The 11,668-nt window shown below is 40.9% G+C and carries 10 protein-coding genes; 2 read left to right on the top strand and 8 right to left on the bottom strand.

Going from position 1 to position 11,668, the window contains the following annotated elements; translation table 11 throughout:
* Window positions 1-1,682: 1,682 nt before the first annotated feature.
* From AACQ79_RS10705 to AACQ79_RS10715, 3 genes are all read right to left on the bottom strand, one after another.
* A complete protein-coding gene (locus tag AACQ79_RS10705) occupies window positions 1,683-2,762 on the bottom strand; it encodes a type I restriction endonuclease (RefSeq protein WP_047690261.1) in 1,080 nt (359 codons plus the stop codon).
* 229 nt (window positions 2,763-2,991) lie between these two features.
* Window positions 2,992-3,318, bottom strand: a complete 327-nt coding sequence (locus AACQ79_RS10710) for a hypothetical protein (protein WP_038218033.1) — start codon at window positions 3,316-3,318, stop codon at window positions 2,992-2,994.
* Between the two features lie 1,156 nt (window positions 3,319-4,474).
* Complete coding sequence (locus AACQ79_RS10715) at window positions 4,475-4,888, bottom strand: RDD family protein (RefSeq protein ID WP_038162647.1); 414 nt, start codon at window positions 4,886-4,888, stop codon at window positions 4,475-4,477.
* A gap of 1,213 nt (window positions 4,889-6,101) precedes the next feature.
* On the opposite strand from AACQ79_RS10715, the gene AACQ79_RS10720 reads away from it, so the two are divergent.
* Complete coding sequence (locus tag AACQ79_RS10720) at window positions 6,102-6,323, top strand: TA system antitoxin ParD family protein (protein WP_017044326.1); 222 nt, start codon at window positions 6,102-6,104, stop codon at window positions 6,321-6,323.
* Window positions 6,316-6,606, top strand: a complete 291-nt coding sequence (locus AACQ79_RS10725) for a type II toxin-antitoxin system RelE/ParE family toxin (RefSeq protein ID WP_170899826.1) — start codon at window positions 6,316-6,318, stop codon at window positions 6,604-6,606. Before AACQ79_RS10720 ends, AACQ79_RS10725 begins: the two co-directional genes overlap by 8 nt.
* Window positions 6,607-6,743: 137 nt before the next feature.
* Here the strand turns inward: AACQ79_RS10725 and AACQ79_RS10730 are convergent, their stop codons facing one another.
* The 5 genes from AACQ79_RS10730 to AACQ79_RS10750 all read right to left on the bottom strand — a co-directional run bounded on the left by AACQ79_RS10730 (window position 6,744) and on the right by AACQ79_RS10750 (window position 11,030).
* Window positions 6,744-7,250: a GNAT family N-acetyltransferase gene (locus AACQ79_RS10730; protein ID WP_045571648.1), complete on the bottom strand. Its 507-nt coding sequence runs from the start codon at window positions 7,248-7,250 to the stop codon at window positions 6,744-6,746.
* Window positions 7,251-7,483: 233 nt separating this feature from the next.
* Window positions 7,484-7,732 (bottom strand): DUF3297 family protein, encoded by a 249-nt coding sequence (locus tag AACQ79_RS10735; RefSeq protein WP_026028286.1) that lies wholly within the window; start codon window positions 7,730-7,732, stop codon window positions 7,484-7,486.
* A gap of 695 nt (window positions 7,733-8,427) precedes the next feature.
* Entirely contained in the window at window positions 8,428-8,919 is a 492-nt protein-coding gene (locus AACQ79_RS10740) for an AAA family ATPase (RefSeq protein WP_081245523.1), read from the bottom strand.
* Window positions 8,920-9,582: 663 nt separating this feature from the next.
* A complete protein-coding gene (locus AACQ79_RS10745; protein ID WP_170899827.1) occupies window positions 9,583-9,924 on the bottom strand; it encodes a hypothetical protein in 342 nt (113 codons plus the stop codon).
* Window positions 9,925-10,526: 602 nt separating this feature from the next.
* Window positions 10,527-11,030, bottom strand: coding sequence for a DinB family protein (locus AACQ79_RS10750; RefSeq protein WP_001160994.1), 504 nt, complete (start codon window positions 11,028-11,030; stop codon window positions 10,527-10,529).
* Window positions 11,031-11,668: the final 638 nt, after the last annotated feature.

The following is an 11,668-nucleotide window of genomic DNA, read 5'->3' on the forward strand; positions in this document are numbered from 1 at the left end:
TACTCTACGATTACATGGTCAAATGTATGAAAGAACTGGCAAAGCCAGAGCCTGATATTAACTCTCTTCTGCCTTGGAACGTCTCACACTGAAATTAAAACGCCCCGTGGGATTATGGGGCGCATACCTTCAACCTAACGAACTTACATTTTGAACATTGCTCATAACTCACGTCGGCATCACTCGTATAACTACTGAATTGCTCATTACCCCAGCAACATTTGTCACCTTTGCATTGCTTTCTAATTTCATCACAACCAGGTCTAACACAGTTTTGATCCCGATTATATTGATCCCTAATACTTTTTCCTTCATGCTCCCCCCATGACCAGCGGTGAAACCCAAATATACAAAATAAACTTTTTCCTGACATAATTTACCTCTCTGAGCTATTCATAGAAACTTATTGAGTGGAAATAATTGAGCTACATAACGCTGCGTTAAGGGGTGAATGCCGCCTAAACCAACTTTCCGCAGACCACTTTCACCACTAAAACTCACCGCATACCAAAAATGCCACGCGGCATGAATCCCTCTTTAACGCCTTGTTATGCGTATTTTCCCTACCGATTTCACTAAACTTTTTGTGTGTTCACGCTGAATGAGATACATAATTTCAACTATGTACAAAGGGCTCGTTTTAATAGCGAGAATAAGTCCGTTTGTACTAGACTTAGGCGTTTGACTATAGACGTAAAAATAGACGATACATAACATTGAAAATAAAAGCATCAGCGTATGAGACTTCATGATTTCATATGTAACAGCACTGTAGTTAAATCGCTTTCGTCTAAGCCTTTTCAGATCGCGAATCGTAAGCCACCTAAATATAGACTTAAGAATTAATGGAGCTTTTTTCAGTATTGCTGCAATAACTATTGCCACTATTGCTGATGGAATCAGCTGCAACCACCACCAAATATCCATCACATTATTTATAAACAATTCCATAAAAGATCACCGAGACGAAAATTTCATAAAGAGATTTCCGTTGTAAACATTAAAAATTTAATAGCGATGCATGTCATACGCATAACGCCCGGCTAAGGGGTTGACAACGCACCGCCGAACTCAAAAAACACACCGTAAACACTGAACTTCAATTTTGCACTAAAGTCGCCACGCGTTGGCAATCCCTCTTGAGCCGTTTGTTATGCAAATTCAATGAGATAAACTGAATTTACACGACCCAAAGCCACAATTGCAATGGTTGAGTGACTCAAGAACCAACCCAAGTAGGAGCCGAGATAAATAAGCCGCCAAAACAAAGTCCACCTTTCAACAACCAACCAAGCTTTTGAATGAAACAAACTCAACGAGCGAAAACTTCAGCAAAAGCAAAATGCTCGATAAACTTGCCCTTTCCACATTTTGCGCCTGCCAAACTGACAACGCGCCAGCGCTAAAACCGATTGAGGCAAGCAAAGAACTTTGCCTGTTTTACGGTTTGAGTTGACCACGAATTTGAGGGTAAAAATGCTCATTTGCCGACAACACAAAACGAATGGCCGGAGAAATCCCAAAAGATTGACCCCCTAAATTTACCTGAGTTGCATAACGCCGCATTAAGGGGCAGACAACGCCACCACAGAACTAAAATAGACAACCGTAAACACAAATTTTCGAGTAAACCACGAATGCCACGCGTTGACTGTCCCTCTTAAATGCTTTGTTATGTGTTTTTACTCATATAATGCGAGGGTGTTTTGTAATTGCTCACTGAAATTGAATATATCATCCACAGTTTCGATCGGATGCCGAGTTTCATTCTTAGCTTCGTCAAAGATGCCAATATATTTCTGCTTAGTATTAAACCACAAACGGCATAGAGGCTTGCGATTGTTATCATCGAGCAGAATCCCAAAATAGCTTTGAGTATCACGCGCACAAACTCTCTGTACTTCTACTTTTTGCCTAAGTATTGCTTTAACTATATTAAAACCTTCTATTTCTTCTTCTGTAGTAAGAATTTTAGATTTTTCTGAACTTTCATTTGCGTCTTCAGCAGGAATAACTTGAGTTTCAACATTAATCGATTCTTTGACGTCAGCACCAATAGCTGATTTTAGACGGGCATTTATACTGTCATTGAGAAACTGCTTTAAAGCTTTAGTGGTAATGTCTAGGAATTGAGATTTCACTTTTGCAGTTTGAACACCGTCATAGACGCGAGAAGTAAAGAACTTCACAAAATCTTCTTCTGGGTTTTGGAACTGCTCACCTAGAACTTTCTTTATTTGGTTCAAATATTTTAATTCACCTGCTGCATCAACTACAGATTCAACATCAAAGGAGGATTTAGTTAATTTTTTTATTTCAGGGACAACATGCTCATCTAAATTTTCGAGATCTAATGTCAAAAATGGCTTTTCATCCATTTTATTAGGAGCATCCAAATCAGTGAAAAATTGATATTCTGAGCCATTAGTTAAAATGGCAATACGTGCATTTGTTACTGAGAAATATCGAAATAATTGGTTGGCATGCTTTGTTGATAATGATTCACTATACTTCTTACATTCAATTAGAATTTGAACTACACCATCTTTGATCAACGCATAATCAACCTTTTCCCCCTTTTTAGTTCCAGTATCAGCCGTAAACTCAGGTATAACCTCATTTGGATCAAATACGTCATAGCCAAGGACCGAATGCAGAAAGGGCATAACTAAAGCATTTTTTGTTGCTTCTTCGGTAGCCAGATTAGCCGAAACTTGAGAAACTTTCTTCGAAAGAGCCTGAAGCCGTTCAATAAAATCCATAAAATACTCCATTACATGCATTGAAAAAGATTGATTATACCCAATAAAAGCTAATGGAAACGTCGTTCAGTTAAAAGTTTAAAGTCGAGAAACACATAACGCCGCATTAAGGTGTGAGCAACGCTGCCACGTAACCTAGACCATTGCACCGTAAACACGAAACCCAACCCTGAACTGAAAATGCCAAGCGTTGGGAATCACTCTTAAATGCTTTGTTATGTGTACATTTTTATTCTTCAAAAGTAATAAATTGGCTATCCCCACTAACAAGAATTGGCTCACCTCTTACAACACCTCTATCAGCTAAACAGATCTTGATTGGAGCACCATTATACTGAGGTGGAAATATCGCAATTACTGTTGGTGATGACTCTCGATAGTATGGATCTACATCCTCTCCAACTGTCGCAACCATAGCTTTTCCGTTATGGGTGTAGTGAACTGTATAAATTAGATCATTCTTAGAAGGTACTTGATTACCAATAAATTTTGCCGTGGCTTCAATTACGCTTTCAGCTTGTTCTTCTGAATCAGCAAAAGGTACGAAAAATTTCACTTTATATCTCCTTATATTAACGTGCTCTATGTGCACATAACGCCGCGTTAAGTAGTGAGCAACATTGCCACCTAACCTAAACCATTGTGCCATAAACACTAAATTCAAAGAAAACCAAAAATGCCCAGCGTTGCGAATCTGCCTTAAACGCTTTGTTAGTTGCCATTCTAAACCTTTGATTTCCAGTTCATTTCCACTTTGCCAACACCGTTTCTAAACGCGTTGAAAAACTCAAATCAGGCGCAGTTTCAAAGCGACTGTCACTGAAACCACTTGTAACTAGCAACGCCGCAGAAAGCTGGCTGAAAGCACCAAATAGACCTTTTGGAAAGGCAATGCCACAAAGCTGAGTTTCAACAAGTAAATTTGCGTCTGAAACGGCAAACCAAAACCACAGCATTAACCATTGAACGCAACTTCAGCAAACTACACCTAGGTACAAAGCCGAGCAACATTGCACAATTCATTAACCCTAAATTTTCTGCCTTAGCTGCGTTTTTACCGCTGGCAACTAACGCCCGGCTAAGGGGTTGACAACGCACCGCCGAACTTAAAAAACACACCGTAAACACTGAACTTCAATTTTGCACTAAAGTCGCCACGCGTTGGCAATCCCTCTTGAGCCGTTTGTTATGCAAATTCAATAAGATAAACTGACTTTACTCGATCAAAAGCCACGATTGCAATGGTTGAGTGATTCAAGAACCAACCCAAGCCAGAGCCATGATAAATAAGCCGCCAAAACAAAGCCCACCTTTCAACAACCAACCAAGCTTTTGAATGAGACAAACTCAACAAGCAAGACTTTCAGCAAATGCAAAATGCTCGATAAACTTGCCCTTTCCACACTTTGCACCTGCTAAATTCACAACACGCCAGCGCTAAAACTGATTGAGGCAAACAAAGAAACTTGTCTGTTTTACGGTTTGAGTTAACCACGAATTTGAGGGTGAAAGTGCTCATTTGACGACAACACAAAACGAATGGCCGGAAAAATCTAAAAAGATTGAACCCCTAATTTTACCTGAGTTGCATAACGCCCGGCTAAGGGGTTGACAGCGCATAGCCGGATTCAAAAAACACACCGTAAACACTGAACTGCAATTTTGCACTAAAGCCGCCACGCGTTGGCAATCCCTCTTGAGCCGTTTGTTAGCTAATTTACTACAACGATTGTTTTCGCCAGTTTGTCACCTAATCTCTGTCTTCTTTTACCCAGAATAAAGATCGCGTCAATCATGCCGATTATTGGTGTCAAAACATTGCGGAAAAATGACTGAGGGAAACTACAACTTTTTCCTGTAACTGAATCTATAACTGAGATACCTAGTAGCTTCTTACCGAGGCTTTGACCTTTTGCGAAACCATCAGAAAGTAGGAAGTAAAAAGCAGCGGCAGAAAAGGCAATTAAGCCAGATGAGTCCTGAGATAAACCAATTAATGTACCGAGCCAAAGAAAGAAAATGAATATTGCGGCACTTATTGCACCATCAATGATTTGCCCTAAATACCGAAGCCCCGGGCTTGCAAGTCTATGCGATTCGATAATCGAATCTCTATCTGTTTCCACTTACTTTTCCTCCATGTGAGTTAGATGTCGAATAAATTTGCTAACGCCCGGCTAAGGGGTTGACAACGCACCGCCGAACTCAAAAAACACACTGTAAACACTGAACTTCAATTTTGCACTAAAACCGCCAAGCGTTGGCAATCCCTCTTGAGCCGTTTGTTATGCAAATTCAATAAGATAAACTGACTTTACTCGATCAAAAACCACGATTGCAATGGTTGAGTGATTCAAGAACAAACCCAAGCCAGAGCCGTAATAAATAAGCCGCCAAAACAAAGTCCACCTTTCAACAACAAACCAAGCTTTTGAATGAGACAAACTCAACGAGCGAAAACTTCAGCAAAAGCAAAATGATCGATTAACTTGCCCTTTCCACACTTTGCGCCCGCCAAACTGACAACGCGCTAACGCTAAAACTGATTGAGGCAAACAAAGAAATTTGCCTGTTTTACGGTTTGAGTTAATCAAGAATTTGAGGGTAAAAAAGCTCATTTGCCGACAACACAAAACGAATAGCCGGAGAAATCCAAAAAGATTGAGCCCCTAAATTTACCTGAGTTGCATAACGCCCGGCTAAGGGGTTGACAACGCACCGCCGAACTCAAAAAACACACCGTAAACACTGAACTTCAATTTTGAACTAAAGTCGCCACGCGTTGACAATCCCTCTTGAGCCGTTTGTTAGGCCAACCAATTGACACCGACACTTTCACAACCAAAGAACGAGATTTTTTGTGAATTTTAAACCAACTAACCGATTCATTTATAAACAAAAACGCTAAATCAGCAAAGAAACAAAAAACTCAAATTGAGCGGTTTGGAAGAAAAGTGACGAGCGTAGCATGCTCGGCGGACGTTTGGATGCTGAAGGTTATTTTGCCGCTAAATTCACAACGACAAACAACCCAACGCGATCAAGAAACAGCAAATATGTGATGACGATTTATGGCTTAACTTAAGCCACAAAACATGGAATTTACCGTTCAATTCAAACTCGATTTAGCTGATAAAAACTCACTTTGCCTAACGCTCGGCTAAGGGGTTGACAACGCACTGCCGAACTAAAAAAAACACACCTTAAACACTGAACTTCAATTTTGCACTAAAGCCGCCACGCGTTGGCAATCCCTCTTGAGCCGTTTGTTATGATTCATCTTGCTACCTTCGTAGCGCCACGCTACAATTATTAAAACTTTAAATGAAGGAGCACACTATGTCTACCGCTAGCATACGCCTTGATCAAGACCTCGTAGATAAAGCCGCTATCATGGCCAAAGCATTGAATCGCACTACACCAAAACAAATTGAACACTGGGCTAAAATTGGGGAAATGATGGAAGATAACCCAGATTTACCTTATGAATTTGTTCGACAAGCCATTATAGCTAAAGCTGAAAAAGAAGCCGGAAAACTTGAGGCATACAACTTTGGCTAATATTACACAGGTTCTTCAAACGCCATCATTCAAGAAAACCGTTAAAAAACTCCACCAAAATCAGAAAGTGGATCTGGACAATGCGGTCAAAGCACTTATCGAAGATCCGCTTTTAGGCGAGCAGAAAAAAGGAGATTTGTCCTTTCTCCGTGTTTATAAATTCAAAATGGTTAAGCAACTCACTCTTCTTGGCTATAGCTATCAAGATGGAACGGTAACTCTTGAACTCATCGCCCTAGGCGCGCATGAAAATTTTTACCGAGATATCAAGATATTTTACTGAATCCGGGTGAATCATAACGCCCGGCTAAGGGGTTGACAACGCACCACCGAACTCAAAAAACACACTGTAAACGCTGAACTTCAATTTTGCACTAAAACCGCCACGCGTTGGCAATCCCTCTTGAGCCGTTTGTTAAATTACAATTGCTTGTAGAAGTAAACTGTTGCTTCTAACTTTCCGCTAGAACTACGCGCAAACTCTGGAATTTGACCAGCTTCGATGTAGCCAATCGAACGATATAGTAAAGAAGCCACATCACCTAAGCGAGTATCCAAAACGAGTAACTGCAAACTAAGCTCTAATGCCGTTTTTTCCATCAGTGACATTAATTTCTTACTGACACCTTGGCCACGAGCACTTGTTTTAACCATCAATTTTTCAACTTCCCCTCGATGTAAACCATTTGCTTTAGAGCATAGAGAAAGTTGAACTGCACCGATGATGGCATTTTCATCTTGAGCAATAAATAAACGACGGTTTCCTGACTTTAAATCCGATTCTACCCCACTCCAGTATGACTCGATTTCTTCTCTGTCAATCGGAGTTAAAAAACCGACTGAAGCACCGCTCTCAACACAATCTATAAGCAATGAATTTAACTGAACTGAGACGCTAGAGGTTGAATTAATTTCCTTTATTTCCACTGAACTATCCTTGTAATTTAACGCCCGGCTAAGGGGTTGACAACGCATAGCCGAACTTAAAAAACACACCGTAAACACTGAACTTCAATTTTGCACTAAAGTCGCCACGCGGTGGCAATCCCTCTTGAGCCGTTTGTTATATGTTTGGATGAGAAACCTAGCTAGATCTTGAATGCAATGCATTGAATTACATAGTTATCAACACATTGCATGCGGACGGTATAAAATGCAGCTTATTTATAAAAAGCTTCAACTTCACCTTTTAACTTAATCAGCATCGGCTGGCCAAAACGATCTTTAGCTTTCGGTGACGGAATTTTCACCCACCCTTCACTAATGCAGTATTCTTCAACATCAGTACGCTCTTTGCCATTTAGACGAATGCCAATGTGATGTTCAAAGCACTCCGCTACATAGTGTGGGCTGCGAGGATTACCAGCAAGGTGATCCGGCAAAGCAGGTTTAGCTGTAGTGTCGTTCATATTCATAACCTAAAATATGTAAAAAAGTGCGCTATTGTAGACAATACAAGCCGACCGCTCAACATAGTAAAGATGCTATTTCATATGCGGCATAGAACGCAGAACTAGATGACATATAACGCCCGGCTAAGGGGTTGACAACGCACCGCCGAACTCAAAAAACACACTTAAACACTGAACTGCAATTTTGCACTAAAGTCGCCACGCGTTGGCAATCCCTCTTGAGCCGTTTGTTAGGCCAACCGATTGACACCGACACTTTCAAAACTAAAGAACGAACTTTTTTATAAACTTAAAACAAACTAACCGATTCATTTATAAACCAAAATGCCAAATCAGCAAAGAAACAAAAAACTCAAATTGAGCGATTTGGAAGAAAAGTGACGAGCGTAGCATGCTCGGCGGACGTTTGGATGCTGAAGGTTATTTTGCCGCTGAATTTACAGCGCTAAGCAACCCAAAACGATCACGAAACAACAAATATGTGATGACGATTTATTGCTTAAGTCCAGCCATTAAAACATGGGATTCACCGTTCAATTCAAACCCGATTTAGCTGATAAAAACTCACTTTGCCTAACGCCCGGCTAAGGGGTTGACAACGCACTGCCGAACTCAAAAAACACACCGTAAACCCTGAATTTCAATTTTGCACTAAAGCCGCCACGCGTTGGCAATCCCTCTTGAGCCGTTTGTTATAAGCGTGGTTGAGTATCCCTATGAACCCAAACAACATTTTCATTCGACGCTGGTGTTTCAAACCAAGACCAGAACAATTTCAACATTTCAGGTGTAATTTCATACGATTTGCCATCCAAATCTGAATTACGTGAAAGTGCCCTTTGTTGGCATGTTTCGAAGGGAACATCAAGATAATGAACTTCACTCTCAACACCCACCTCTGATGCCCAACCAGTAAAAGTTTCTCGGTCAGCTTTGCGCCAAAAACCAAAATCGAAAATAACTGGGACACCAAGAGCAAAAAGCTGGCGAGCAGAGTCTTTGAATAAGTCTTGAAGCGTAGCCAAACGGCTATCGAAGACTTCACGCTCCATATGTTCACCATATAAAGGAATCATCCATTCATCGATGGAGAAACGAAAGGCTCCATGTTTATTTGCAAGCTTCTTAGAGTAGGTAGTTTTACCCGAACCAATAAAGCCACATACGAAATAGATTTTGGTCATAATTCCTCTTTAGCTTATAACGCCCGGCTAAGGGGTTGACAACGCACCGCCGAACTCAAAAAACACACTGTAATCACTGAACTTCAATTTTGCACTAAAACCGCCACGCGTTGGCAATCCCTCTTGAGCCGTTTGTTATGCAAATTCAATGAGATAAACTGAATTTACACAACCAAAAACCACAACTGCAATGGTTGAATAATTCAAGAATCAACCCAAGCCAGAGCCGTGATAAATAAGCCGCCAAAACAAAGTCCACCTTTCAACAAGAAACCAAGCTTTTGAATCAGACAAACTCAACAAGCAAGACTTTCAGCAAATGCGAAATACTCGATAAACTTGCCCTTTCTACACTTTGCGCGCGCTAAATTGGCAACAAAACAGCGCTAAAACTGATTGAGGCAAACAAAGAAATTTGCCTGTTTTACGGCTTGAGTTAACCACGAATTTTAGGGTAAAAAAGCTCATTTGCCGACAACGCAAAACGAATGGCCGGAGAAATTTAAAAAGATTGAACCCCTAAATTTCCCTGAGTTGCATAACGCCCGGCTAAGGGGTTGACAACGCACCGCCGAACTTAAAAAACACACTGTAAACGCTGAACTTCAATTTTGCACTAAAGTCGCCACGCGTTGGCAATCCCTCTTGAGCCGTTTGTTATGTTTATTTACCATTGACCAGAACAGAAACTGAACTACCGACGATAGTCTCTTGATCAATTTTGTTGATGAACTCTGTATTGCAAGGATTATCAATCACAGCAACGGAATCTGTAGCATCGAGCTTGGAAAGCGATCGAGTTAACCTTTGGATTAAAGCTTCAAAAGCATCACTTGCGGTTTTTCCGTTTGCGAATGGGCGGAATACAGCATCTGCAGGAAGTTGAGGGCCGAGATTGATTGCCGCAAGCTTACAGTCAAAATGATTTTCAGCCCACTTTTCCAAATGAACATAAAACTCCCGATTATTTTTAGTCTTAATTTTTATTTCTTGAAGAGGAAGCACTTAATTCTCCTTATAAACATAACGCCCGGCTAAGGGGTTGACAACGCACCACCGAACTTAAAAAAACACACTGTAAACTCTGAATTTCAATTTTGCACTAAAACCGCCACGCGTTGGCAATCCCTCTTGAGCCGTTTGTTAGGCCAACCAATTGACACCGAGACTTTCAAAACCAAAGAACGAGCTTTTTTGTAAACTTAAAACCAACTAACCGATTCATTTATAAATTAAAAGACTAAATCAGCAAAGAAACAAAAAACTCAAATTTAGCGGTTTGGAAGAAAAGTGACGAGCGTAGCATGCTCGGCGGACGTTTGGATGCTGAAGGTTATTTTGCCGCTAAACTCACAACGAAAAGCAACTCAACGCGATCAAGAAACAACAAATATGTGATGATTATTTATTGCTTAAGTTCAACCATGAGAACATGGAATTTACCGTTCAATTCAAACTCGATTTAGCTGATAAAAACTCACTTTGCCTAACGCCCGCCTAAGGGGCTGGCAACGCACTACCACTAAACTCAAACACAACAACTGCAACCACCGCGGCTCAATGGGACTGGAAACGCCGCGCGTTGACAGTCCCTCTTGAGGCGTTTGTTAGGTGCCCGAGCTCTCTCTTCTTGTTGGCTCCGTTTCGTGTAAATAGCGGGTAAAAGTATCTTTCGGACGTTCAAGACCATTTTCTGCTAACACTCTTGAGGCCATACCTCGATGATTGCTGCCATGTGTCAGTAAATGCAGCAAAATTTCTTCTACTGTGAGCTGTCCAAAACCACCATCGATAAAACGGAAAGTCACATTTCGCTTGAGTTCATCTGCACTGACCGACTGTGTAAAATCAACAAGCCATGAATCATGCTCATTCATTGTTCGTCGTAACTCAGATAATGAGGGTGTCTCGACTGTATTGTCACCACTGTACTTTTCTGGCTCACCTAAAATGCGACTGATGAAAAGGCTATCCACGACCGTTGTGTGATTTAAAATCCGAACGAAAAAGGTCGCATCGTTTTCTGGTAATTGTGAAAACTGTTTTTCACCTAACTCAAGCAACTCGTCGTTTGCCCATTTTTTATATTGAAATGCCTTAACAAACTGCATTTTTTCTCCATGAATTATTATTGAAGGCTCTAAAAACTGATTGGCACCTAACGCCCGGCTAAGGGGTTGACAACGCACCACCGAACTTAAAAAACACACTGTAAACACTGAACTTCAATTTTGTACTAAAGCCGCCACGCGTTGGCAATCCCTCTTGAGCCGTTTGTTAGGCCAACTGATTGACACCGACACTTTCACAACCAAAGAACGAGCTTTTTTGTAGACTTGAAACAAACTAACCGATTCATTTATAAACCAAAATGCTAAATCAGCAAAGAAACAAAAAAACTCAAATTGAGCGATTTGGAAGAAAAGTGACGAGCGTAGCATGCTCGGCGGACGTTTGGATGCTGAAGGTTATTTTGCCGCTGAATTTACAGCGCTAAGCAACCCAAAACGATCACGAAACAACAAATATGTGATGACGATTTATTGCTTAAGTCCAGCCATTAAAACATGGGATTCACCGTTCAATTCAAACCCGATTTAGCTGATAAAAACTCACTTTGCCTAACGCCCGGCTAAGGGGTTGACAACGCATAGCCGAACTTAAAAAACACACTGTAAACACTGAACTTCAATTTTGCACTAAAGTCGCCACGCGTTGGCAATCCCTCTTGAGCCGTTTGTTAGGTGTA

This window comes from Vibrio sp. 3-2(1) (assembly GCF_963887575.1).
Taxonomy (GTDB): Bacteria; Pseudomonadota; Gammaproteobacteria; order Enterobacterales; family Vibrionaceae; genus Vibrio; species Vibrio anguillarum.